We start from the raw sequence: 24,793 nt of genomic DNA, 5'->3' as shown, positions 1-24,793 counted from the left end.
TACCCGCATGATCGATCCGGCCAACCGATCCGCCGGGACGCACAGGGGACGTAGAGGTCGGGTGTCGAGGTCGTCACATCCGGCGCACCGCTGCGGATTGTCGGTACATCATGTACCGGACACTTCTCCGACCGAAGGACGGCCGTGACCTCGCCCCTCGCCCGCATCGACGCCGCCACGCGCGTGGCCGGCAACGCGTGGTCGCACTACATCCGCGGCGGGGTCGAGACGCACCGGCCCGTCCCCTCCGAGGTCGTCCACGACGCGCCGCACGCCACCCTGCGCCGCTACAGCGATCCGGCGGTGACCGGCGAGCCGATCCTGCTGGTGCCGCCGCTGGCCGTGTCGATCAGCTGCTTCGACCTGCGCGAGGGGCAGAGCCTGGCCGGCTTCCTGCTCGGCCTCGACCGGCCGCTCTACGTGATCGACTTCGGTGACATCTCCTTCGACGACCGCCGGATGGGCTTCGAGGACTGGATCGACGGGATCCTGCCCGACACCGTCGAGCGGGTGTCGGCGCGGCACGGCGGCGCGCCGGTGGACGTCGTGACCTGGAGCCTCGGCGGCACGCTCACCCTCCTGACCGCGGCCGCGCACCCCGAACTGCCGCTGCGGGCGATCGCCGCCGTCGGCACGCCCATCGACTACAGCCTCATCCCCTACCTCGCGCCGATCCGCACGGTCGCCCGGGTGACCGGCGGCCGGGTGCTGACCTCGGCGTTCCGCGCCGCCGGCGGGCTGCCGGGCTGGGCCGTGCGGGCCAGCTTCAAGGCCACCGCCCTGCAGCGCGAGATCACCAAGCCGTGGTTCGTCCTGCGCAACCTGCACGACGCCGACACCCTCGGCCGCATGGAGGCCGTCGACCGGTTCATCGGCGCGATGCCGGGCTACCCGGGCCGCCTCTACGCCCAGCTCTACGACCGCATCGTGCTGCGCAACGAGCTGGCCCGGGGCCGGCTGACCCTGCGCGAGCGCACGGTCGAGCTCTCCGATGTCACGCAGCAGGTGCTCGTCGTCGCCGGCGCGTCCGACGTCATCGCGCCGGTGGCCTGCGTGCAGGCGGCGACCGCCGTGCTCACCGGGGCCGACGTGCGCTTCGAGACCGCGCCCGGCAGCCACCTGGGCGTGCTCACCGGCCCGGACGCGCGCGACACGACCTGGGTGCACCTCGAGGAGTTCCTGGCCAAGGTCGCCGTCGGGTAGGCAGCGCCGGTTGTTCACCTTGCCCTCGTAGGTTCGCCGGATGTCCGATGGCAGGGTGGTGGTGCTCGGATCGGCGAATGCCGCGGCGGACCCGCGGACCCTGATCGACATCCTGGACGCGACGGCCGCGGCGCATCCGGACGCGCCGGCGATCGACGACGGCACCGGGGTGGTCACCTACCGCGGCCTGATCGCGCAGGTCGAGGACGCCGCGCGGGCCCTGGCCGCCCTCGGCGTGGCCCGCGGCGAGCGCGTCGGCATCCGGTTGCCCTCGGGCGACCGCACTCTCTACCTGGCGATCCTCGCCACCCTGCGCTGCGGTGCGGCCTACGTCCCGGTCGACGCCGACGACCCGGACGAGCGCGCCCGGATCGTGTTCGGCGAGGCGTCGGTCGGCGTGGTGATCGACGACCCGGCGCTGCTCGCCCCGGCCGACCCTGCACCGTCCGACCCCGCACCGTCCGACCCCGCACCGTCCGACCGCGGGCCGCTCGCCGTGCCGGACCCGGCCGACGACGCCTGGATCATCTTCACCTCGGGTTCGACGGGCGCGCCCAAGGGCGTGGCCGTGAGCCACCGCAGCGCCGCCGCGTTCGTCGACGCCGAGGCCCGGCTCTTCGTCCAGGACGCCCCCATCGGCCCGGGCGACCGCGTGCTGGCCGGCCTGTCGGTCGCCTTCGACGCCTCCTGCGAGGAGATGTGGCTCGCCTGGCGCCACGGCGCCTGCCTGGTGCCGGCGCCGCGGTCGCTCGTGCGCAGCGGCGTCGACCTCGGGGCGTGGCTGGTGTCGCAGCGCGTCACCGTCGTGTCGACCGTCCCGACCCTGGCCGCGCTCTGGCCGCAGGAGTCGCTCGACGCCGTGCGGCTGCTCATCTTCGGCGGCGAGGCCTGCCCGCCCGAGCTGGCCGAGCGGCTCACCGACGACGGTCGCGAGGTGTGGAACACCTACGGCCCCACCGAGGCCACCGTCGTCGCCTGCGCCGCCCTGCTGCGCGACGACGAGCCGGTGCGGATCGGGCTGCCGCTCGACGGCTGGGAGCTCGCCGTCGTCGACGCGGACGAGCGTCCGGTCGCGCCGGGGCAGAGCGGCCAGCTGATCATCGGCGGCGTCGGGCTGGCCCGCTACCTCGACCCGGCCAAGGACGCCGAGAAGTACGCCCCGCTGCCGGCGCTCGGCTGGGAGCGCGCGTACCGCAGCGGGGATGTCGTGCGCTTCGACCCGGACGGGCTGCTGTTCGTCGGCCGGGCCGACGACCAGGTGAAGGTCGGCGGACGGCGCATCGAGCTCGGCGAGATCGACCAGGCCCTGCTGCGCCTCGACGGCGTCACCGCGGCCGCGGCCGCCGTGCGGGTCAGCCCGGCCGGCACGCCGCTGCTCGTCGGCTACGTCGTGCCCGAGCAGCCCGACGCGTTCGACCGGGCCGCGACGGCCCGGTTGCTCCGCCGCGAACTGCCGGCCGCGCTCGTGCCGACGCTCGCCGCCGTCGACCACCTGCCCACCCGGACCTCGGGCAAGATCGATCGCGACGCCCTGCCCTGGCCGCTCGCCGGGATCGGTCCCGACGACGCCCCCGAGCACGGCCTCATCGGCACGGCGGCCTGGCTCGCCGACGAGTGGGCCGTCGTGCTCGGCCTGCCCGTCACCGGCCCGGACGACGACTTCTTCGCCCACGGCGGCGGCAGCCTGTCGGCGGCCCAGTTCGTGTCGCGGGTCCGCACCCGCTTCCCGAAGGTGACCGTCGGCGACGTCTACCGCCACCCGGCGATCGGCGACCTGGCCGCGTTCCTCGGCGACGCCGAGGAGATCGCGCCGGTCGAGCACCGCGCGGTGGCGCCTGTGCCGCGCCGGGCCCAGACGATCCAGATCGCCGTCACCGCGCTCGTGGCCACCCTCACCGGCCTGCAGTGGCTGACGGTGCTGGCCGCGCTGAACAACCTGGTGGGACGGCCCTGGCTGCCGACCGCGTCGTGGTGGTGGGTCGCGGTGGGGACGTTGCTGTTCCTCAGCCCGTTCGGACGCATGGCGGTCGCCGCCTCCGCCGCCCGGTTGCTGCTGCGCGGCGTGACCCCGGGCGAGTACCCGCGAGGTGGGACGGTGCACCTGCGGCTGTGGAGCGCCGAGCGGCTCGCCGACGCCGTCGGGGCGGTGAACCTGGCCGGGGCACCGTGGGTGGCCCTCTACGCCCGCGCCCTCGGGGCCCGCATCGGCCGCGGGGTCGACCTGCACACCGTCCCGCCGATCACCGGCCTGCTGACCCTCGGCGACGGCTGCGCGATCGAACCCGAGGTCGACCTGTCCGGTTACTGGCTCGACGGCGACGTGCTGCACGTCGGCCGCATCGCGATCGGCGTCGACGCCTGTATCGGCGCCCGCTCGACGCTCGGGCCCGGCGCGCAGGTCGGGCGGGGTGCGCAGATCGACGCCGGGGCGTTCGTCGCCGGCACGGTGCCGGCGGGGGAGCGCTGGGCCGGGTCGCCGGCCGGCTACGTCGGGGCGGCGCAGGGCGACTGGCCCGAGCGGCCCCCGACCCCGGGTCGCGGCTGGGTGCCGGTCTACGCGGTTGCCGCGCTCGTGTTCGCGCTGCTCCCCGTCGTGGCCGCCCTGCCCGGCCTGCTGACCGTGTTCGCACTGGCCCGGGGCGCCGCATCGTCGGCGGGGTGGACGCTGCGGGTGCTGGTGTCGGCGCCGCTCGCCGCGATCGTCTGGCTCGTCGTCCTCGCGCTGCTCTACGCCGCCGTCGTCCGGCTGCTCGGGCTCGGCGTGCGACCGGGCACCTACCCGGTGCGCAGCCGCGTCGGCTGGCAGGTCTGGGGCGTCGAGCGGGTCATGGATTCGGCCCGCACCCTGCTCTTCCCGCTCTACTCGAGCCTGGCCACCCCGGCCTGGCTCCGGCTGCTGGGCGCCCAGGTCGGCCGCAACGTCGAGGCGTCGACCGTGCTGCTGCAGCCGCGCATGACGACCGTCGGCGACGGCGCGTTCCTGGCCGACGACACCATGCTGGCCTCCTACGAGCTGTGCGGTGGCTGGCTGCGCATAGACCGCACGCGCGTCGGCAAGCGCGCGTTCCTCGGCAACTCCGGCATGGCCGCGCCCGGCCGAACGGTGCCGAAGAACGGGCTCGTCGCGGTGCTGTCGGCGACGCCGGAGAAGGCCAAGAAGGGGTCGTCCTGGCTCGGCAGCCCGCCGGTGCGGCTGCGCCGTTCACCCGATGCCGCGGACGTCGCCCGCACGTTCGCGCCGAGCGGCCGGGTGCGCGCGGCCCGGGCGCTGGTCGAACTCGGCCGCATCGTGCCGACCTGCCTCACGGTCGTCATCGCCGCCGGGGTGGCGTTGGGCATCGACGCGGTGTGGTCGGGCAGCGACGCCGGCGGCGCGGCGCTCGCCGGCGGTCTGATCCTGCTCGCGGCCGGGGCCGTCGCCGCCGGGGTCACAGTGGCGGCCAAGTGGCTGCTGGTCGGGCGCACCGGCGTGGTCGAGCACGTGCTCTGGAGCTCGTTCGTGTGGCGCAACGAGGTGGTCGACACCTTCGTCGAGATGGTCGCCGCGCCCTGGTTCGCCCGGGGCGCCAGCGGCACCGCCGTGCTGAACGTGTTCCTGCGCGGTCTCGGCGCCTCCATCGGGCGCGGCGTGTGGTGCGAGAGCTACTGGTTGCCCGAGGCCGACCTCGTCCGATTGGGTAAGGGAGTGGCCGTGAACCGCGGCTGCGTCGTCCAGACCCATCTCTTCCACGATCGGATCATGCGGATGGACCGGGTGGTGCTCGACGACGGCGCGACCCTCGGCCCGCACTGCGTGATCCTGCCCGCGGCGTCGCTCGGCGCCGGCACGGTGGTCGGCCCGGCATCCCTGGTCATGCGGGGCGAGGACGTCCCGGCCGGCACGCGCTGGATCGGCAACCCCATCGGCCCCTGGACCACGCAGTGACGGCTTGCGCGCACTCGAGCGACCCGTACCTGCCCGGCAGCGGCGACGACCGGTTCGGGGTCGACCACTACGACCTGACCATCACCTACCGCCCGGCCTCGAACCGGCTCGATGGCGAGGCGCGTATCGCCGCGACCGTGCTCGACGAGACGCGGGACGTCTGCCTCGACCTCGCCGGGCTCGCCGTGGACAAGGTGACGGTCGACGGCAAGCGCGCGGCGAAGTACCGCCACCGCAAGGGCAAGCTGCACATCACGCTGCCCGGCCCGAAGCGAGCGGGTGAGCCGCTCGCCCTCGTCGTCACCTACTCGGGGCAGCCGCAGCCGGTGTCCGGCGTGTGGGGCGACGTCGGCTGGGAGGAGCTGTCCGAGGGGGCCCTCGTCGCCGGCCAGCCCAACGGTGCGCCGTCGTGGTTCCCCTGCAACGACCGGCCGAGCGACAAGGCGACCTACCGCATCGGCGTCACCTGCGACTCCCCGTTCACCGTGATCGCCAACGGCGCGCTCGTCGAGCGCCGCGCCGGTGCGAGCACGACCACCTGGCGCTTCGAGCAGCCCGAGCCGATGGCGACGTACCTCGCGACCGTCCAGATCGGGCACTACGACCTGCGCGAGATCGAGACCACGACGCCGCGCCAACTGATCGCCCGCCCGGCCCGGCTGGCCGCCGCGACCCGGCGCGAGTTCGCCCGGCAGGGCGAGATGATGCGCTGCTTCGAGGAGCTCTTCGGCCCCTACCCCTTCGGCGCCTACACCGTCGTGGTCACCGACGACCCGCTCGAGATCCCGCTCGAGGCCCAGGGCATGTCGACGTTCGGTGCGAACCAGGTCGACGGCCGCCGCGGCCAGGAGCGACTCGTCGCCCACGAGCTCGCGCACCAGTGGTTCGGCAACAGCCTGACCATCGAGCGGTGGAGTGACATCTGGCTCAACGAGGGGTTCGCCTGCTACGCCGAGTGGCTGTGGTCGGAGCGGTCGGGCGGGCCGTCGGCGCAGGCCTGCGCGCAGCGCTACTGGAAGCGGCTGCGCGACGCCGACCAGGATCTGCTGCTCGTCGATCCGGGGCCGGAATCGATGTTCGACGACCGGGTCTACAAGCGCGGCGCCCTCGCCCTGCACGCCGTGCGCGGCGCCCTCGGCTCGGACGCGTTCTTCGGCTGGCTGCGGTCGTGGGTGGCCGACCACCGGCACGGGACGGTCAGCACGGCGGCGTTCCGCGACCACCTGGCCGCGCACGCCGACGTGTCCGAGGTCGTCAGCCGCTGGCTCGACCGCCCGGAGGTGCCGTCGCTGCCCACGGTGTCAGGGGATCGAGCATCGTGACGAACGGCGTCTCGACCGCCCGGACGGCCAGCGCGGCCCGGTAGCCCGCGGCCACCGCGAGGTCCACGAGGGCCACGCGCTCGCCCGGCGCCACCGGGTCGTCGAGCACCCGGGCGGGCTCGCCGAGGCCGATCCCGACGCTGCGCGGGTCGCGGGTCAGGCCGAGCTCGTGCCGCTTGAGCAGTGCCTCCTTGCGCACCCAGAGGGCGGCGCGGGCGCCCGGGCGCGCGCCCGGGCCGAGCGCGGCCAGCTGCGCGCCCTCCAGCGGGGTGAGGGCCACGGCGTCGAAGCCGCCGAAGCGGGCGGCGTCGACGCGCTCGACGTCCACGCCGAGGGGCGCGCGCGCCACCGCGGCCACGACGACGTCACCGGCGTGCGCGACGCTCGTGAACGTGGCGGCGTCGCCGACCACCCGCGGCCGCCCGTGGTCGGTGCCGCCGCACACGGGGCAGTTCCGCTCGAACGCGATTCCTTCCGCCGGGCGACCGGTCGCCCTGGCGACGAGGGTCCGGAGCAGCGCCCGGCCGGTGAGCGAGCGGTCCCGGTCGATCGGGGTCATCGGCCGGTGCGGGCGGTCCGGCTCGTCAGGGTGCAGCCATTGCGCGAGGGACGCGGCCGGCCGCGGCGCCGCCGTCGCGACGAGCACTTCGAGCACACGCACCACCTGCCGTCGAGCACTCCCCGGAGCACAGGGGATTGCGGGACAATTGTGCAATGACGGCATCGGCGACCGACCAGCGCGAGCGGGAACTCAAGTTCGACGTGCCGGACGACTGGCGCCTGCCCGACCCGGCCGCGCTCGCGCCCGACGGCGGCCGCTGCGTCACCGAGACCGTGCGGCTCGAGAGCGCGTACTTCGACACCGCCGACCAGTCGCTGCTGCACGCCGGCCTGACCCTGCGCCGCCGCACCGGCGACATCGACGCCGGCTGGCAGCTCAAGGTGCCCGACGGCGACGCGCGGATCGAGATCCGCCTGCCGCTGGGCGGTCGCGGTGTGCCGGTCGAGTTGCGCGACGCGACGCTCGGCGTCCGGGGCCGGGCCGTCCTCTCGCCCACCGTGACGATCGCGACCGAGCGCGAGATCCACACCCTGCTCGACGCCGAGGACGTGAAGCTGGCCGAGCTCGTCGTCGACTCGGTGACGGCGACGGCGGCCCGCGAACCCGCCGGTGTGCGCCGCTGGCGCGAGGTCGAGGTCGAGCTGCTCGCCGGGGACGAGAAGCTGCTGGCCCGCGTCGCCCGGTGGCTGCGCAAGCGCGGCGCGACCGATGCCGCGATCGCGTCCAAGGCGGCGCGGGCGATGGGTCACGAGCCGCCCGCGCGCGACGAGCGCGGGCCGGTGGCCACCGTGATGCGGAACTACCTCGACGCGCAGTACGAGGCGATCCTGCGCGGCGACATCGCGCTGCGCCGCGGCACCAACGTCGTCCACGTGACCCGGGTGGCGACCCGGCGCTACCGCAGCATCCTGCGGGTGTTCGGCGCGGTGCTCGACGCGGACGCAGCCGCCGCCCTGGACGCCGAGCTCAAGTGGTTCGCCGCGGTGCTCGGCGAGGTGCGCGACCGGGACGTGCTCCGCGGCCATCTGGAGAGCTCGGTCGCCGAGCTGCCCCCCGAACTCGACCGCGAGGCCGTGCAGGCCGCGGTGACCACGGCCCTCGCCGCCGAGCGGGAGCGGGCGATGGCCGGGCTCGACGCCGCCATGCGTTCGAAGCGGTACTTCACCCTGCTGCGCGAGCTCGGCCGCTGGCACGCGCAGCTGCCGCTCACCGGCCGGGCGCGCCGGGCCGACCTCGCGGCCTTCCTGGCCGCGGCCGAGAAGGCGGTGCGCAAGCGCCAGGCCGCCGAGCACCGCCACCCCGATCGCGACGACGCCGTCCACCGCATACGCAAGGCCGCCAAGCGGGCCCGCTACGTCGGCGAGCTGTGCGCCCCGGCCCTCGGCAAGCCGGCCGAGCGGCTCGTGCGGCGCAGCAAGGACATCCAGACCGTCCTCGGCGAGCGGCAGGACTTCGTCACCGCTGCCGCCTTCCTGCGCCGTGTGCCGACCTCCGACCCGGCGGTCGCCTTCGCCCTCGGCGTCCTCTACGCGCGGGAGCGGACCCGGGCCGCCGAGACCCGATGAGGCGTTGCGAACGGGGGGATCAGTACAGGTAGGGCACGTTCGTCGAGGTCCACCGGAGCACGCCGACGTAGGTCTGGCGCACCTTCGACGCGGCCGTGCCGTTCTTCCACGCGTGGAAGGCGATGCGGGTCGTCGAGCCGTCGTTGATGACCGTCGCGCCGCCCGGGCCGCACAGCCCGGTCGACGACGTGCTCATGATCGTGCGCACCCGGTGGAACGTGCCGCCCCAGAAGGTCGGCGCCGACCACACGTCGGTCGAGTAGGTGCAGTCGGCGTAGTTGCCGCGGCTGGTGAAGATGAAGACCCGGTTGCCGTGCGCGATGACCGACGGCGCCTCCATGCGCGATCCGGGGGCGATCTTCGAGCGGCTCGCGACGCCGGCGACGCGCACCGTGCCGGTCGCGCTGTCCATCTGCACCGCGCGGATGTCGAAGCCCGAGACGTTGCGGTAGTTGACCTTGTAGATCAGGTACCGCTTGCCGTCGGCCGAGTGGTAGGCCGACGGATCGATCGCCTCGTAGCCGGCCCGGTCGGCGCACACCGTCGGCGTCGAGCGGGGCACGAAGTTGCGATCGGGCGAGCTCGACGTCGCGACGCCGATGCAGTTCGCCCGGTGCGACGGCGAGTAGCCGGTGAAGTACATGACGTAGAGCGCGTGGCCGTTGTGCATCATGCCGATGACGTTCGGCGCCCACAGCTTGCGCGCGCCCGACGGATCCTTGCCGACCCAGGCCGGGATGTGCGGCATCGAGGCGGCGGTCGGGCCGTAGCCGCTCTGCGGGCGCACCGACACGGTCGTGCCGAAGCCGGCGCCCGTCTTGTAGAGGTAGTAGTACGTGCCGAATTTGGCGAAGCCCGGATCGGCGAAGTCGCTCGAGATCGCGCGCGAGTAGTGGTGCGTCGTTGCGGAAGCAGGCGGCATCGTGGTGATCAGGCCGGCGAGGGCGAGGACGGCGACGAGCAGGGTGCGGCCGAGCACGCGCATGTGCGTATCTCCTTGATGGGCGGCGTGTAGTTGATGTCAGGGATACAGCTGAAGATCGTTTGCGGCAAGCCGACGCCGTGGGGAGCTCTCCCCGCCTGAGAGTGATGTCACCGGCGCTCACCGGGCGCGGGGCCGGGCGTGCGGGGGATACTTGCCGGACATCTCCGCGACACGCGTCGCCGCCGCGCGCGTGCCCCAGAATCGTGAGGACTCCGCATGGCTCGCCTTGCCCAGACCGCCGGACTGACCGAGATCCAGACCGAGATCCTGTCCGCGGTCAAGACGTTCGTAGACAAGGAAATCATCCCCTACGCCACCGAGCTCGAGCACAAGGACGAGTTCCCGGAGGCGATCGTCGAGGGCATGAAGGAGATGGGCCTGTTCGGCCTCATGATCGCCGAGGAGTACGGCGGTCTCGGCGAGTCGCTGCTGACCTACGCGCTCGTCGTAGAGCAGATCGCGCGCGGGTGGATGTCGGTGTCGGGCGTCATCAACACCCACTTCATCGTCGCCTACATGATCGCCCAGCACGGCACCGAGGAGCAGAAGCAGCACTTCCTCCCGCGGATGGCCACCGGCGAGATCCGCGGCGCGTTCTCGATGAGCGAGCCCGACCTCGGCTCCGACGTCTCGGCCATCAAGACGCGGGCGGTGAAGGAGGGCGACGAATACGTCATCAACGGCTCGAAGATGTGGCTGACCAACGGCGCCGGCTCCCGCGTCGTCGCCACCCTCGTCAAGGACGACCGGGGCGAGGAGAGCGTCTACAAGAACATGACCACCTTCCTCATCGAGAAGGACGCCGGCTTCGGCGAGACCCGGCCCGGCCTGACCATCCCCGGCAAGATCGACAAGATGGGCTACAAGGGCGTCGAGACCACCGAGATGATCCTCGACGGCGTGCGCGTCTCGCCCGACATGATCCTCGGCGGCGAGGAGAAGGGTCGCGGGCGCGGCTTCTACCAGATGATGGACGGGGTCGAGGTCGGCCGCGTCAACGTCGCCGCCCGCGCCTGCGGCATCTCGATCCGCGCCTTCGAGCTCGGCGTCGCCTACGCCCAGCAGCGCAAGACGTTCGGCAAGCAGATCGCCGACCACCAGGCCATCGCGTTCAAGCTGGCCGAGATGGCCACCAAGGTCGAGGCCGCGCACCTGCTCATGGTCAACGCGGCCCGGCTGAAGGATTCGGGTGAGCGCAACGACGTCGAGGCCGGCATGGCCAAGCTGCTCGCGTCCGAGTACTGCGCCGAGGTCACCCAGGATTCGTTCCGCATCCACGGCGGCTACGGCTACTCCAAGGAGTACGAGATCGAGCGCCTCATGCGCGAGGCGCCGTTCCTGCTCATCGGCGAGGGCACCTCGGAGATCCAGAAGACGATCATCAGCCGCGGCCTGCTCAAGGAGTACAAGCAGGCAACCTGACGCCTTCCCCTCCGGCCGACCCATTTCCAGGGCAGCAAAGTGGGGTCGACGAGAGGGGGAGGGCTCGGGTTGCGGTAGAAACGTCGGGATGAGCGTCGTCCCGGTTCTGGAGATCGGCGGGACGCATGTCAGCGCCGCGCTGGTCGACCCGTCGGACTGGTCGGTGCCCGCCCGCGTCCGGCTCGCCCTCGAGGCCGACGCCGACGCCGACGCGGTGATCGGCCGCTTCGCCGCGGCGGCCGCCGGGATCGACGCGCCGCCGGCGGCCCGGTGGGGCGTCGCGATGCCCGACCCGTTCGACTACCAGCGCGGAATGGGGCTGTTCGAGGGCGTCGGCAAGTTCGCGGCGCTGCGCGGGGTGGACGTCGGCACCGCGCTGCGCCGGCGGATGCGGTCGGCGCCCGCGACGCTCGCCTTCCTCAACGACGCCGACGCGTTCGCGCTCGGCGAGTGCGTCGCCGGGGCTGCCCGCGGCGCGCGCCGCTGCCTCGGCATCACCCTCGGCACCGGCATCGGTTCGGGCTGGATCGTCGACGGCGAGATCGTCGACCCGGGCTTCCCGCCCGACGGCCGGCTGCACCGGCTCACGATCGCCGGCCATCCCCTCGAGGACGTCGTGTCCCGCCGCGCGATCCGCCGGGCGTTCGGCGCCGCCGGCGGTGACCCCGGCGCCGACGTGCGGGGGATCGCCGCGGCGGCGCGTGCGGGCGACGCGCGCGCCCGTCGCGTGCTCGATGCGGCATTCGTCGAGCTCGGCCGCGTGGTCGGGTCGTGCCAGTCGGGCTTCCGCCCGGACGTCCTCGTCATCGGCGGATCGATGGCGGCGTCGTGGGACGTCATCGGGCCGGCGTTCCGCGCCGGCGCCGAGGGCTCGGGCCTGCCCGAGGTGCGCATCGCGACCGACTCCGACACCGCCCCCCTGATCGGCGCGGCCCGGCACGCGGTCAGAGGCGTGTGTTGACCGCGCAGTAGTCCCAGAGCTTCTCGGCCTCGTCGGGCGTGTGCCGGGTGAAGGGCAGGTACGAGGTCGGACGCGGGCGGCGGTCGTGCCAGAACAGGCCGGTCGTGGTGCCCGCCTCCTCCGCGGCGAGCAACCACACCGCGGTGTCGGCCCCCTCGTCGGCCGTGCGCAGGATCGGCCCGACGACCTTCGCGAAGCGCGGCAGCGCATCGGTGATGCCGGGGGTGCGGGCCCAGCCCGGGTGCATCGAGTGCACCGCGATGCCGGCGTCGGCGAAGCGCTCGGCCCACAGCTCGGCGAGCACGACCTGCATCCGCTTCGTCCGGGCGTAGGCGGCCGTTCCGTCGTAGTCGCCCTCGAGGAACTCGGGGTCGTCGATGCGCAGGCGCTGGGCGTACATGCCTCCGGAGGAGACGAAGACGACGCGCGCGCCCGTGCCGGCGGCCAGCAGCGGCCGGAGCTCGGCGGTGAGCAGGTGCGGCCCGAGGACGTGGGTGGCCACGGCGAGCTCGTGGCCGTCGGCGGTCTCGGTGCGCTCGGGCGGCAGCACCCCGGCGTTGTGCACCAGCGCGTGGATGGCCGGCAGCTCGTTGCGCAGGCGCGACGCCGCGGCCCGCACGGACTTGAGGTCGGACAGATCGCACTCGTCGACCTCGACCTCGGCCCCCGCGCAGTGCCGGACGATGTCGTCGCGGGCCTGCCGGCCGCGGGCCGGATCGCGGCACAGCAGCCGCACCGAGGCGCCGAGCCGCGCCGCGCCGAGGGCGGTGGCCTTGCCGAGCCCGGCGTTCGCGCCGGTGACGGCCACGGTGCGCCCGGCCAGGGCCTGTGGCGCGAGGTCGGCGGCCCACCACTGACGGCGCACGACGAACCCGACGCGCGAGTACCCGGGCACGATCGCGCGATCGAGCAGCGTGTCCAGCAGGGACGTCAGCGCCATGACACCGACCTTACGGGGATCGCCGGATGAGGACTCGCCGAGACCTGCGCCGCACGATTACCCCTACTCGTTAGTAGGACGTCAAAGTAGTTGCATGACGTCCTTCGCCAATCCGACGCTCACGTTGCCGAGCCGCTCGGTCGGCGCCCGCATCACGGGGGTCGGCGGCGCGCAGCCGTCCGGCGTCGTGTCGGCGGCGTCGCTGATGGCCCCCTTCGGCAAGACCGCCGAGTGGCTGCGCGAGCGCACCGGCATCCGCCAGGTGCGGCGCCTGCAGAAGCACGAGGACCTCCTCGATCTCGCCGTGAAGGCGGTCGGCCGGGCGCTCGACGACGCCGGCATCGCGATCGGCGAGGTCGACTCGATGATCGTGGCCACCTGCAGCGGCAGCCCGGCCGGGCAGCAGACCCTCTCCGGCCGCCTCGCGGCCCGGCTGGGGCTGCGCGCGCCCGCGTCGGACCTCAACTCGGCCTGCGCCGGTTTCTGCTACGCGCTGGCCACCGCGGCGGCGCTCATCGAGTCCGGCGGCGCGGGCACGGTGCTCGTGGTCGGCGCCGAGCGGATGAGCGCGCTGCTCGACCCGGACGACATGGGCACCTCGATCCTGTTCGGTGACGGAGCGGGGGCGGCCGTCGTCCGGCCCGCCGACGGTGCCGGGCGGGGGATCGGCCCGGCCGCGTGGAGCAGCGACGGCGCGATGCGCGGCGTGCTCACGATCCCCGAGGGGCGGACGACGATGCAGATGGCCGGCCAGCAGGTGTTCCGGTGGGCCGTCGAGGAGGTGCACAAGGTCGCGACCGACGCGATCGCCAAGGCCGGGCTCGGCGTGGGCGACATCGAGGTGTTCGTGCCCCACCAGGCCAACCTGCGCATCATCGATGCGGTCAAGCGACAGCTGAAGATCGGCCACGCCACCACGGCCACCGACATCGTCGATTCGGGCAACACCTCGGCCGCCTCCATCCCGATCGCGCTGGCCAGGCTGCGCCACTCGGGCCAGGCCAAACGGGGGCAACTCGCGCTGCTCACCGGCTTCGGCGCCGGGCTCTCGATCGCGGCCCAGGTGATCGCGCTGCCGTGAGCGTCCGGCCGGCTGACCTACGCTGACCCCGTGGGGGCGGACGAGACGGAGCTGGCGGGGCCGTCCGACGCGGTCGATCACGGCCGCCTCGCGCGCGGCTTCTCCATCCAGCTCGTCGGCCGGCTGGCGTCGCTGCTGCTCTCGGTCGTCTCGATCGCCATCACGGTCCGCTACCTCGGCGTCGACCGCTACGGCGTGCTCACCGCGGCGGTGGTCTTCTCCGGGCTGTTCGACGCCTTCTCCGACATCGGTCTGAACGCCGCGACGGTGCGCCGGGCCGCGGCCGGGCGGGGCACCGTCGAGCACCTCATCGGCCTGAACCTCGGCACCAGCGTCATCTACGCGGTCCCGCTGTGGGTCATCACCTCCGTCGCCGGCGTGCTCGTCTACGACGGCCGCTCGCAGCTGCAGCTCGGCGTCGTCATCGTCGCGTCGTCGCTGCTGTTCCGCGCGGTCGGCACCAGCTACGCCCCCATCTTCGAGCTCGCGTCGCGCTTCGGGCCGGTCGCGCTGTCGGACTTCGCCGGGCGGGTGCTCTCGATCGCGATGATGATCGTGGCCGTCCGGCTCGATCTCGGCCTCGTGCCCTTCTTCGTCGTGCAGGTCGCGCCGACCGTCGTCACGACCGCCGTGCAGATGATCGCCTCGCGCTCGATGGGGCGGTTCCGTCCGGTGTTCGACCGGGCCCAGATCCTCGACCTGGTCCGCGAGGGCGCACCGTTCGCGGTCATCGCCCTCATCGCCGTCGTCTACTACCGCGCGGACGGGGTGGCGCTGAGCCTGCTGAGCAACGACACCGAGGTGGGGTCGTACGGCCTGGGCTATCGCATGGCGACGACCCTGAGCGTCGTGCCCACCGTCTTCGCCGCGACGATCTTCCCGAGCCTGATCCGCACCCACGTGACCGGCCGCGACGCGTTCAACGGCTTCGCCACCCGGGCGGTCGAGTTCATGAACCTGCTCGCGGTGCCGGTCGCGACGTTCGGGATCGTGCTCGCCGCCGACTTCGTCGCGCTGTTCGCCTCGCACAGCGCGGTGCCGATCGCGACCGTCGCCGCCCGCTACCTCTTCGTCGCCACCGCGCTCGGGTTCACGAACACGATCGTGGCCCACTGCCTCATGGCCGCGCACGACCAGCGCTTCCTGGTGTGGCTGAGCCTGCTGTCGCTGGTCGTGAACATCGGCCTGAACATCGGCCTCGACGCGCACTACGGGGCCGCGGGTGCCGGAGCGGCCCTCGTGGCCACCGAGGTGCTGTCGGTCGCGCTCGCCTTCGCCCGGCTGCGGCACGTGACCGGCTTCGCGGTGCCGTGGGCCTACAGCGGGCGGCTGCTGGTCGTCGCCGGCATCGCGCTCACCGGGTGGGCGCTCACCCGCAACGGCGGCGAGGGGGATGTTGTCGCGATTGCCGTGTTCACGGCGGTCTTCGCCGCCGGCATGGTGGTGGCCGGCCCGCTGCGCCCCAGCCAGGTGCGGGCGATGCTCGGTCTGCTGCGCCGTAGGAGCGAGTCGGCGTAGCGCATTCGCGCGACGGTCCGATGACACGCGCAGACCGCATGACCCGCGGTCATTGCCCACAATGTCCGGCGTTCTCGTGCCATCGCGTCGCGGGCCGGTTCACCCGCCGTTGGCAACGTCGATGTCTCAAGCATGATCGACGCCTACCACGCCCGCCGGGCCTACCGCCGTCGCCCGCTGCCCTACCCCCGCCGCTCGTCCCGCCGCGTCCGCGTCGTGGCCGCGGTCGTCGGAGCGCTGCTCATCCCCGCCGTCGCCATCGCCGCCACCAACTGGACGGTCGGGGTCGCGCCCGGCTCGAACGGTCAGGCGAAGGCGGGCACGATCAGCAACCTGACGATCACCGCCACCGCCTCACCCGCCGCGACCAACCTGCTCTACCCGGGTGGCAACGGCGATGTCGTCGTCACGATCAGCAACCCGAACACCTTCCCGGTGACGATCACCGGGGTCAACCTGCCGACGAACACGACCTACGCGGCCGGCTTCAGCGACAGCGCTCTTAGCGTGGCGCAGGCCGGCTGCGCGGCCGCGACCCCGAGCACGGTCACGTGGGCGTTCGCGACCGGCGTGAGCGGGACGAGCCACTCGCTCACCACGGCGCTGACGGTGGCCGCGAGCGGCCAGGCCAACAACCCGCTCGTCGTGACCCTGACCGACGACGCCGCGATGGGCAGCACCGCGCCGCTCGCGTGTGCCGCCACGTACTTCTCGATGCCGTCGCTCACCGCGATCGCCGCGTCGGCCAGCAGCTCGGCGGCGACGACCAGCCCGGCGACCGACGCCTGGACGTCCTAGGGCGACGGTGCCGCTGCGACGGACGACACGCCACCCGGTCCGGTACCGGGTGGCGGGCCTCGTGCTGGCCGGCGTCTGTGTCGGGGGGCAGTGGGTCGTCGCCGGCCCCGCCCGTGGCAGCACCTGGGTGGTGCCGCTGCGGACCGGCTCGACCGGTTCGACCGCGAGCTCGGCCGTGCCGGCGGCGCCGACGGCGACGGCGACCTGCTCGCTGATCTCCCTGCAGATCACGGTGAGCTGGACGGCCGTCGCCAACGCCGCGAAGTACGACGTCTACGTCTCCACGACCGGGGCGGCCGGTGCGTACACGATCGCCGCGTCCGGGGTCGTCGGCACGACCTGGACCTCCCCGATCCTCTTGCTCGGCACCTACTACTACAAGGTGACGGCCACCGTGGGCGCCACGTGGACGACCGCGTTGTCGGCTCCGACCGCCGGGCACACGATCACCGTCGTGCTCTGCACCTGACGGCGGTCAGGCCGTCGTCCGCGGCTCGATGTCGGTCCGGGCGGCGCGATGCGCGACGGCCGGTTGCCCGGTCCGGCGCCGCGGCGCGAACCCCGCACCGCTCAACAGGCCGCGGGCCTCGTCGAGCGGCACCGCCCGCGACCAGAGGTAGCCCTGGCCGTAGTCGCAGCGCGCGGCGTTGAGCCACTCGGCCTGGCGCGGGTCCTCGATGCCCTCGGCGACCGTCGTCAGGTTGAGGCTGCGACTCATCGCGATGATCGCGTCGGCGAGCGAGGCGCCCTGCTCGTCCGAGGTCACCCGGTCGACGAAGGACTTGTCGACCTTAAGCACGTCGACCGGCAGGTTGCGCAGATAGGACAGCGAGCTGAAGCCGGTGCCGAAGTCGTCGATCGCGATGCGCACGCCGAGCGCGCGCAGCTCCGAGAGCCGGGTCGCGATCTGGTCCAGGTCGTTGAGCACGACCGACTCGGTGATCTCGAGGACGAGCCGGTCGGCCGGCAGGCCGCTCTCCTCGAGCACGGCGATCACCTCGGCGGTGAAGCCGGGCAGCGCGAGCTGCGCGGCGGCGACGTTGACCGAGATCTTCGGCGTGGCGGTCGCCGACTGCATCGTCGCAGCGGCGTGGCACGCGGCCCGCAGCACCCACCGGCCGAGCGGCACGATCAGGCCGGACTCCTCGGCGATCGGGATGAACCGCACCGGCGGAAGCAGGCCCTGCGTCGGGTGTTGCCAGCGCACGAGCGCCTCGAAGCCGTCGATCGCCCCCGTCCGCAGATCGATCGTCGGTTGGTAGTGCAGGACGAGCTCGTCCCCGCGCAGGGCCCGCTGCAGGTCGGCCCGCACCTCGAGCCGGTCGAGCGCGAGCTGGTGCAGGTGCGATTCGTAGACCGCCACGCCGGCCTTGCCGCGGTCCTTGGCCAGGTACATGGCGATGTCGGCATTGCGCAGGGCATCGTCACCCGTCATCTCGCCCGGCTGCGCGGCGGCCAGACCGATGCTGGCCCGCACCACGAGGCTGTGGCCGTCGCACTCGATCGGCTGCGCGATCGCGTGCTCGAGCCGCTCGGCGATCTCGGCCGCGGTCGACACGTCGGTGTCCTCCATCAGCGCGGCGAACTCGTCGCCGCCGAGACGGGCGAACGTGTCGGCGCGGCGCAGCACGTCGCGGCTGCGCCGCGCGATCTCGGCGAGCACCGCGTCGCCGGCGCCGTGGCCGAGGCTGTCGTTGACGTTCTTGAAGTCGTCGAGGTCGCAGTAGAGGACGACGAGGCTGCGGGACGGGCCCGGGCGGCGCTCCAGCGCGTGGTCGAGCCGGTCGGCGAACAGCCGCCGGTTGGCGAGCCCGGTCAGCGGGTCGTGCAGGGCCTGGTGGGTGAGCTGCTGCTCGAGGCGCACCCGCTCGCTGACGTCGCGCAGGGTCAGCACGTAGCCGCCGACCGCGGCGTCACCCAGCAGGTTGGTCAGGCTGCCCTCGACGTGCAGGGCGCTGCGCAGACACAGGCGGAGCGCCTGGTCCTGCCCGGCCGGCAGCGTCGCGAGCAGCTGCACGAACAGCTCGCGATCGCCGTCGCCGATGAGTTCGACGGCGGGGCGGCCGACGAGCTCGGCCGCGTCGACGCCCAGCACGGCGTGCGCCGAGTCGGTCACGAACATGACCGCCGAGTCGACGTCGAGGACGGCGATCACGTCCGCGGTGGTGCGCACCAGCGCGGCGAGCCGCTGCTCGGCCGCCTGCAGGGCCTCGTGCTCGGTGACGCGGGCCTGCAGCCGGCGGTGCCGCGCGACGAGCTTGCGGAACCAGGCCGCCCAGCCGATCGAGACGAGCACGAGCAGCCCGACGTAGGTCCACTCCGCCTGCCGGTCGATCGCGCGCTCCCGGTCGAACAGGGTGCGGTCGAGCCGGGCCGCGGCCGTCCGGAGCCCGTCGACGGGTCCGGCCGCGGCCGACCGCACCGCGGCGAGCTCGCCCGGGCCGACCCCGAGGCGCTGCAGGCGATCGGCGGTGGTGCGCGCCGCCGCGCGGGCCGTGTCGCCCCGGGCCACCCGCAGCTCGGCCACGAGGGTCGAGGCGATCCGCCGCTGCTCGCGTTCCGGGGCGGCCCGGAAGTAGACGGTGGTGAGCAGCAGGAACTCGGCGGCGACCAGCGCGAGGGTGGCCAGCACGGTGATCGGCAGGGCGCGGCGGGGCTTCGACACGGCGGACTGATCGGCACGATCGCCCGTTTCCTGAACTATTTCGGCTATTGGGGCGAAATCGTCATCTCGGGTCGGATCAGCCGTCGGCCCGGTGCGAGGTCACCACCACGTGGACGAACCGCAGCTTGTCGACGACCGTCGGGGTGAGCCGGAACGGATAGAGATCGTCCTTGCCCATGCTGCGGTTGAGCTGGTTGAGCACCATCTTCAGTGCGATCCACGAGCGGGCCAGCTCGTCGAAGGTGTCGACGTCCTCCTGCGGGTCGACGTCGAGCTGGGCGTCCCAGGCGAGTTTGAGGTCGAGGTCGGGGCCGTCGGTGTGCACACCCCATGCCCCGGCCGTCTGGATGGTGTCGCGGATGTGCAGGTAGTGCGCGAACGTCTCGGCCCAGTCCTCCCACGGGTGGGCGGCGGCGTAGTTGCTGACGTGCGTGTCCGACCAGTCGGGCGTCTCGGTCTCGGCGCTGTAGTGCTGCTTGAGCGCCTCGCCGTAGTCGGCCCGCTCGTCGCCGAACAGGTCGCGGAAGCGGTCGAGGAAGGGCGTGTCGCGCACCAGCACGTTCCAGTACCAGTGGCCGATCTCGTGGCGCAGGTGGCCGAGCAACGTCCGGTAGGGCTCGGCCAGCTTCACCCGCAACGCCTCGCGGTGCGGGTCGTGGCCCTCGGCGAGGTCGATGGTGATGACCCCGTTGGCGTGGCCGGTGATCACCTTCTGGCGGGCGCTGGAGAGCAGGTCGAACGCGAGGCCCTGCCCCGGGTCGGCGCTGCGCGGCGTGGTCGGCAGCCGCAGGTGATCGAGCTGGAACAGCAGCCGCCGCTTGGCCCGCTCGGCCCGGGCGAACGCGGCGAGCGCGTCGGTGTCGTCGTCGGCCGGGCGCGTGCGGGTCAGCCAGCAGCAGTCGCACAGGCCCTGCGGCGCTCCCGGGTCGACCAGCCAGTTGCAGTCGACGAGCACGCTGTTGGCGCAGCGGACCTTCGTCGACGAGTCGTCGAGCACGACGAGGTCGGCGCGCCCGCGGTCGAAGCCCAGCCGGGAGTCACACGTCAGGCACCGGTGGTTGTCGAAGAAGATCAGGCTGCGGCAGTTGGGGCAGGCGAAAGCGCGCACCGAGCGGCTCCGTTCGGTGGTCGGGTCGCGGCGTCAGGCGCTGCGGACGGGTTCGGCGTTCTCGACCTGCGCCGGGGCGGCGTCGTCGGGCACGTCCAGCTGCTGCACCGCGTTGCGGGCGACCAGTTGCTGGCTGGTGGTGATGCGCTGGCTGCGGCCGCGGCCGATGAAGCTGACCGCCCAGTGCAGCACCGTCGTCACGCGGTTCTTGAACCCGACGAGGTAGAGCACGTGGATCGCGAGCCAGAGCAGCCAGGCGATGAAGCCGCCGAAGCGCAGCTTGCCGATGTTGGCCACGGCGCGGAAGCGCGAGATCGTGGCCATGCTGCCCTTGTCGAAGTAGTGGAACGGCTTGGGGGCCGGCTTCCCGCGCAGCCGCCGGCGGATGGCGTCGGCGGCGTACTTGCCCTGCTGCATCGCGACCTGGGCGACGCCGGGGTAGTCGTTCAGCGACATCATGTCGCCGATGACGAACACCTCCGGGTGGCCCGGCAGCGTGCAGTCGGGCTGCACCTTGATGCGGTTGCCGCGGTCCATCTCGGCGCCGCTCTGCTCGGCCAGCGAGTTCGCGAGCGGGGAGCCCTTGACGCCGGCCGCCCAGACGACGGTGCGGGCCGGGATGCGCACCCGCGCGCCGGTGCGGTCCTCGACGGTGAGGCTGCGGTCGTCGACGGCCACGACCTTCTCGTCGAGCCACACCTCGATACCGAGCTTCTCCAGCTGCGACGCCGCGCCGGCCGACAGCTTCGTGCCGAACGCGCCGAGCACGGTGTCGAGGGCGTCGACGAGCACGATGCGGGTCTTGCGGGTGTCGATCGAGCGGTAGTCCTTGACCAGCGTGCGGCGGGCGAGTTCGGAGATCTGCCCGGCCATCTCGACGCCGGTGGCGCCGGCGCCGACGACGGCGAAGGTCAGCCACTCCTCGCGCGCCTTCGGGTCCTGCTCGAGCTCGGCGAACTCGTAGGCCGACAGGATGCGACCGCGGATCTCGAGCGCGTCGTCGATCGACTTGAGGCCGGGTGCGAACGTCGCGAACTCGTCGTTGCCGAAGTAGGACGACGAGGCGCCGGCGGCGACGATGAGCGAGTCGTACGGCGTGGTGGTGACGACGCCGCCCGCCTGGGACGCGACGGTGCGCGCGGCCAGGTCGATGCCGGTCACCTCGCCGAGCAGCACCTGAACGTCGCGGTGGCGCCGCAGGATCTCGCGGGTGGCCGGGGCGATCTCGCCCTCGGACAGGATGCCCGTGGCCACTTGGTAGAGCAGTGGTTGGAACAGGTGATGGGTGGTCTTGCTGATCAGGGTGACGTCGACGTTCGCGCGCCGGAGACGCTTGGCGGCGAAGAGTCCGCCGAAACCGGATCCGATCACCACCACGTGGTGGCGCTGTGCGATCTTGGTATCCATCGTTGCTCCTGCCCACCGGTACGTGCGGCCTCACCGGCCATAATCCTCCGGCCTACCCAGGCATTCCGCCGGGTAGCCCGCATGTGAGCGACGTCGTCGCGCGGTCAGTCGCCGCCCCGGTGCTTCTTGTGCTTGTGCGGGGCCGGCGGCGCGGGCGCGGGTTTCGGCGTGACGCGCGAGTGCGTCGGTGTCGGGGTCGGCGTGGGTGTCGGCGTGGGCGTCCGTGTCGGCGCCGCGGCGGGCTGCAGCTGGGCCGCGACGTCGGTCTGGACGGGCTGGATCGCCGCTTCGATGGCCGCCAGCTTGGCCGGGCTCACCTCGCCGGTCGCCCGGGCCGCGGCGATGTCGGCCCGCAGCCGGGCCAGGGCGGTCGCCGCGCTGCGGTACTGCCCGGCCGCTGACGCTGCCGCGACGGCCCGGACGTCGGCCCGCAGGCCGGACAGCGAATCCGCCGCCGGCGCGCCGCTGCTGCTGCAGCCGCCGAGCAGGGTGGCGCCGAGGGTGAGGGCGGTCAGGCGGGCCTTCACGACAGTGTCCCTTCGAGGATGTCGAGGTGGCGGCCGAGCTGCCCCGGCACGCTCGGGTACGCCGGCCCGGGGTTCGGGCCGGTGCCGGCCGAGGTCCCGCCCAGGCCGAGGACCAGCAGTACGACCACGATCGCCGCAGCGATGAGCCCGCCGATGAGGTAGACCGCGTTCGGGCGGCGCCGCGGCCGGTGGAGGGGGCGTCCCGCGGCCGCGCCCACGACGGGCAGCACGGTCGTGCCTAGCGGGTCCCGCGCCGGCCCGGCCGCCGGCAGCATGGTCGTCGTCGCCGACATCACCGAGGTCGCGCCCGCGGGCATCGCCTCCCACGAGGCGATCGTGTCGTCGGGGGCCGCCGCCCCCGCTCCGGCGAGCGCGTGCAGCCCGCCGATGACAGCGCCGATGTCGGGTCGCGCGGCGGGGTCGAGCTCGGTCATGGCGGTGAGCAGCCGGCCCCAGCCCGGGCCGAGGTCGGCCGGGATCAGCGGCGGGCGGTGCAGGCGGGCCAGGGCGGCCTCGACGCCGCTGCCCGGGTATGCGGGCCGGCCGGTCAGCGCCTCGAGCAGCACGAGCCCGAGGGAGTAGATGTCGCTGGCCGGGCCGATCGGGCGGCCGGTCGTCTGCTCCGGGCTCACGTAGTTCGGCGTGCCCAGGGCGGTGCCGTCGGCGGTCAGCCGGGCGCCGTCGGTGATCTGGGCGATGCCGAAGTCGGTGAGCCGCGGGCGCGGGTGGCGGGCGCCGTCGGTCGGCGGGTCGAGCAGGATGTTCGCCGGCTTCACGTCGCGGTGCACCACGCCGTTGGCGTGCACGTAGCGCAGCGAGGCGGCGAGGTCGGCGCCGAGCGCGGCCACCTCGGCCGGGGCGAGCGCCGGGCCGTTGCCGATGCGGTCGCGCAGCGTCGTCCCGTCGATGAACTCCATGACGAGGTAGGGCGCCGAGTCGTCGTCCGTGCCGGCGTCGTAGAGCGTGACGAGCCCGGCGTGGCGCAGGCCGGCCAGGGTGCGCATCTCGGCGTCGATGCGGGCCCGGTCGGTGTCGGCGGTGTCGAAGCGGAACAGCTTCACGGCCACGGTGCGGTGCAGCAGCTCGTCCCGGGCGCGGTAGACGTCGGCCATGCCGCCGCGGCCGACGCGCTGCTCGAGGCGGTAGCGCCCGGCGAGGACGGTGCCGAGGGTCGAGCCCGGGCCGGGCGTTCCCGCGGGGTGGTGCGACTCGGTCATGGCTCCGTCATCCGGTGGCGGTCGAGGGTCCCGGAGACCGTACCCAGCCCGCCCCCCGCCCTCCCGTGCCGCCGCCCACAGCCGAACGGCGGGGCCACCGCTGGTGCGGTGACCCCGCCGTTCGGCGGACGGATCAAGCGTGGATGGACTCGATCGCCGGAGCTCCCGTGCCGGCCTTCGGCGGCACGCCGGAGTGGACGCGACGGGCGTGCAGGAAGCCGAGCACGGACAGCGCGGCCATCAGTCCGGCGCCGATGTAGGCGACGATCGCCGCGGTCAGGGCCAGGTTGCCCATGGTGTCGAAGGCGTAGGCGTTGAGCAGCAGGCCGCGCAGCGTCTCGCCGCGGAACACGGTGTCGACCTGGGCCTTGAGCTTGGCGTCGTTCGGCGCGGCCAGAGCCTTGCCGGAGAGCTGGGCGTAGGTCTGGCCGCCACCGATCTCCTTGACGTGAACGGCGATGAAGTGATCGGCGTAGGCCTTGGCCTGGTCGCCGGTGACCAGCTGCTGGCCGGCGTACTTGTTCAGGTAGGGGCCGATGTCGGCCGGCTTCAGGGCGTCGCTGCCCTTCGGCGGGAAGAACACCTGCTGGCTGGCGAGCTGGTCGTGCACCTGGGTGTGGACGTAGCTGTGGGCCCAGGTGAGCAGTCCACCGGCAACGAGCAGGACGATCGCGACGACCATCCCTCCGGCGGCGAGCAGGCGATCGAGTGTCTTGCGCATGACGGGCTCCTACCTCTGTTGTGATGCTGATCTGTTGTCACATCACCTTCTCGCTCTGAGTTGCCTCTGAATCAGGTACGGACGACGTGAGGGAGCCGTGCCGATGGGCGGGAACCGGTCGGGACGTTCGGCTCAGCCGGGCCGGGATGGGCCCGGTCGGCCGCCCCGCCCGCCGCGATCTTCATGCCCGCACGGACCTCGGACCCGGTGCGGGCATGAAGATCGGCGCGGGCTACGCCTCATCGGCCCCGCCCGCCCCATGCGACGCAGGGTCACCGATCTTGTCCACAGGCCCCGCGATCTGAGTACCTTTCGCCCGGATTGCCGCTTACTCTCTGAGGAATCGATGAGGAATGTCCGGGTTCAGGGGGTGGTCATGGCGGCGACCGCACACGCGATCGTGGAGAACGAGGTGCGCGAACTCGTCCGCCGCCGCGGCATCGATCCGATCGCCGAGCCCGAGGCCGTCAGCCGCATCGTCGACGACGTCGTCAGCGAGTACCGCGACCGCTCCGTCACCTCGGCGCTGCCGCCGCTCGGTGACGTCGCCGCCACGACCCGGGCGGTGCTCGACGCGGTGGCCGGGTTCGGCCCGCTGCAGCCGCTGCTCGACGACCCGACGGTCGAGGAGATCTGGATCAACGAACCGGGCCGGGTGTTCATCGCCCGCCGCGGTCGTTCCGAACTCACCACCCTGATCCTGACCGCCGAGCAGGTCGCCGAACTCGTCGAGCGGATGCTGCGCCCGACCGGGCGGCGCATCGATCTCAGCACCCCGTTCGTCGACGCGATGCTGCCCGACGGCTCGCGCCTGCACGTCGTCATCCCGAACATCACCCGCCGCCACATGGCGGTCAACATCCGCA

General features: G+C 73.1%; 20 protein-coding genes. 11 read left to right on the top strand and 9 right to left on the bottom strand.

Going from position 1 to position 24,793, the window contains the following annotated elements:
• The first annotated feature begins 144 nt into the window (after positions 1 to 144).
• The 3 genes from VGN18_RS04505 to VGN18_RS04495 are packed head-to-tail and all read left to right on the top strand — an operon-like array spanning position 145 to position 6,450.
• Positions 145 to 1,203 (top strand): alpha/beta hydrolase, encoded by a 1,059-nt coding sequence (locus tag VGN18_RS04505; protein WP_327538448.1) that lies wholly within the window; start codon positions 145 to 147, stop codon positions 1,201 to 1,203.
• Between the two features lie 40 nt (positions 1,204 to 1,243).
• Positions 1,244 to 5,128, top strand: a complete 3,885-nt coding sequence (locus VGN18_RS04500; RefSeq protein ID WP_327538447.1) for a Pls/PosA family non-ribosomal peptide synthetase — start codon at positions 1,244 to 1,246, stop codon at positions 5,126 to 5,128.
• Complete coding sequence (locus tag VGN18_RS04495; protein ID WP_327538446.1) at positions 5,125 to 6,450, top strand: M1 family metallopeptidase; 1,326 nt, start codon at positions 5,125 to 5,127, stop codon at positions 6,448 to 6,450. The genes VGN18_RS04500 and VGN18_RS04495 overlap by 4 nt, the downstream gene beginning before the upstream one ends.
• On the opposite strand, the gene VGN18_RS04490 is transcribed toward VGN18_RS04495, so the two are convergent.
• A complete protein-coding gene (locus tag VGN18_RS04490) occupies positions 6,383 to 7,105 on the bottom strand; it encodes a 4'-phosphopantetheinyl transferase family protein (RefSeq protein ID WP_327538445.1) in 723 nt (240 codons plus the stop codon). The genes VGN18_RS04495 and VGN18_RS04490 overlap by 68 nt on opposite strands.
• 59 nt (positions 7,106 to 7,164) lie before the next feature.
• On the opposite strand from VGN18_RS04490, the gene VGN18_RS04485 reads away from it, so the two are divergent.
• The gene (locus tag VGN18_RS04485) at positions 7,165 to 8,577 is read left to right on the top strand and encodes a CYTH and CHAD domain-containing protein (RefSeq protein WP_327538444.1); all 1,413 of its coding nucleotides are present in this window, start codon (positions 7,165 to 7,167) and stop codon (positions 8,575 to 8,577) included.
• Between the two features lie 19 nt (positions 8,578 to 8,596).
• Here the strand turns inward: VGN18_RS04485 and VGN18_RS04480 are convergent, their stop codons facing one another.
• Positions 8,597 to 9,562, bottom strand: a complete 966-nt coding sequence (locus VGN18_RS04480) for a family 43 glycosylhydrolase (protein ID WP_327538443.1) — start codon at positions 9,560 to 9,562, stop codon at positions 8,597 to 8,599.
• 216 nt (positions 9,563 to 9,778) lie between these two features.
• Between VGN18_RS04480 and VGN18_RS04475 the strand changes: the two genes are divergently transcribed.
• Both VGN18_RS04475 and VGN18_RS04470 read left to right on the top strand, forming a co-directional pair.
• Complete coding sequence (locus tag VGN18_RS04475; protein ID WP_327538442.1) at positions 9,779 to 10,984, top strand: acyl-CoA dehydrogenase family protein; 1,206 nt, start codon at positions 9,779 to 9,781, stop codon at positions 10,982 to 10,984.
• Positions 10,985 to 11,072: 88 nt separating this feature from the next.
• Positions 11,073 to 11,945 (top strand): ROK family protein, encoded by an 873-nt coding sequence (locus tag VGN18_RS04470; protein WP_327538441.1) that lies wholly within the window; start codon positions 11,073 to 11,075, stop codon positions 11,943 to 11,945.
• Here the strand turns inward: VGN18_RS04470 and VGN18_RS04465 are convergent.
• Entirely contained in the window at positions 11,929 to 12,885 is a 957-nt protein-coding gene (locus VGN18_RS04465; RefSeq protein ID WP_327538440.1) for an SDR family NAD(P)-dependent oxidoreductase, read from the bottom strand. The genes VGN18_RS04470 and VGN18_RS04465 overlap by 17 nt on opposite strands.
• 94 nt (positions 12,886 to 12,979) lie before the next feature.
• On the opposite strand from VGN18_RS04465, the gene VGN18_RS04460 reads away from it, so the two are divergent.
• The 4 genes from VGN18_RS04460 to VGN18_RS04445 all read left to right on the top strand — a co-directional run bounded on the left by VGN18_RS04460 (position 12,980) and on the right by VGN18_RS04445 (position 16,751).
• Positions 12,980 to 13,966: a beta-ketoacyl-ACP synthase 3 gene (locus tag VGN18_RS04460; protein WP_327538439.1), complete on the top strand. Its 987-nt coding sequence runs from the start codon at positions 12,980 to 12,982 to the stop codon at positions 13,964 to 13,966.
• 30 nt (positions 13,967 to 13,996) lie between these two features.
• Positions 13,997 to 15,484, top strand: coding sequence for a flippase (locus tag VGN18_RS04455; RefSeq protein WP_327538438.1), 1,488 nt, complete (start codon positions 13,997 to 13,999; stop codon positions 15,482 to 15,484).
• A 132-nt stretch (positions 15,485 to 15,616) separates the two neighbouring features.
• Positions 15,617 to 16,282, top strand: coding sequence for a hypothetical protein (locus VGN18_RS04450; RefSeq protein ID WP_327538437.1), 666 nt, complete (start codon positions 15,617 to 15,619; stop codon positions 16,280 to 16,282).
• 49 nt (positions 16,283 to 16,331) lie between these two features.
• Positions 16,332 to 16,751, top strand: coding sequence for a hypothetical protein (locus VGN18_RS04445; RefSeq protein WP_327538436.1), 420 nt, complete (start codon positions 16,332 to 16,334; stop codon positions 16,749 to 16,751).
• Between the two features lie 6 nt (positions 16,752 to 16,757).
• Here the strand turns inward: VGN18_RS04445 and VGN18_RS04440 are convergent, their stop codons facing one another.
• From VGN18_RS04440 to VGN18_RS04415, 6 genes are all read right to left on the bottom strand, one after another.
• Complete coding sequence (locus tag VGN18_RS04440; RefSeq protein ID WP_327538435.1) at positions 16,758 to 18,947, bottom strand: putative bifunctional diguanylate cyclase/phosphodiesterase; 2,190 nt, start codon at positions 18,945 to 18,947, stop codon at positions 16,758 to 16,760.
• Between the two features lie 76 nt (positions 18,948 to 19,023).
• On the bottom strand, positions 19,024 to 20,055 hold the full coding sequence (locus VGN18_RS04435) for a zinc-binding metallopeptidase family protein (protein ID WP_327538434.1): 1,032 nt from the start codon (positions 20,053 to 20,055) through the stop codon (positions 19,024 to 19,026).
• A gap of 33 nt (positions 20,056 to 20,088) precedes the next feature.
• On the bottom strand, positions 20,089 to 21,462 hold the full coding sequence (locus tag VGN18_RS04430) for an NAD(P)/FAD-dependent oxidoreductase (protein ID WP_327538433.1): 1,374 nt from the start codon (positions 21,460 to 21,462) through the stop codon (positions 20,089 to 20,091).
• 104 nt (positions 21,463 to 21,566) lie between these two features.
• Positions 21,567 to 21,989 carry a hypothetical protein gene (locus VGN18_RS04425; protein WP_327538432.1) on the bottom strand — a complete coding sequence of 141 codons (423 nt, stop codon included), beginning with the start codon at positions 21,987 to 21,989 and terminating at the stop codon, positions 21,567 to 21,569.
• Complete coding sequence (locus tag VGN18_RS04420) at positions 21,986 to 23,206, bottom strand: serine/threonine-protein kinase (protein ID WP_327538431.1); 1,221 nt, start codon at positions 23,204 to 23,206, stop codon at positions 21,986 to 21,988. The genes VGN18_RS04425 and VGN18_RS04420 overlap by 4 nt, the downstream gene beginning before the upstream one ends.
• Before the next feature lie 133 nt (positions 23,207 to 23,339).
• Complete coding sequence (locus VGN18_RS04415; RefSeq protein WP_327538430.1) at positions 23,340 to 23,927, bottom strand: hypothetical protein; 588 nt, start codon at positions 23,925 to 23,927, stop codon at positions 23,340 to 23,342.
• Between the two features lie 376 nt (positions 23,928 to 24,303).
• On the opposite strand from VGN18_RS04415, the gene VGN18_RS04410 reads away from it, so the two are divergent.
• A partial coding sequence (locus VGN18_RS04410; protein ID WP_327538429.1) for an ATPase, T2SS/T4P/T4SS family occupies positions 24,304 to 24,793 on the top strand: 490 nt, incomplete at its 3' end.

This window comes from Jatrophihabitans sp. (assembly GCF_036000465.1).
Taxonomy (GTDB): domain Bacteria; phylum Actinomycetota; class Actinomycetes; order Mycobacteriales; family Jatrophihabitantaceae; genus Jatrophihabitans.
This window is presented reverse-complemented; position numbering and strand designations above follow the sequence as displayed.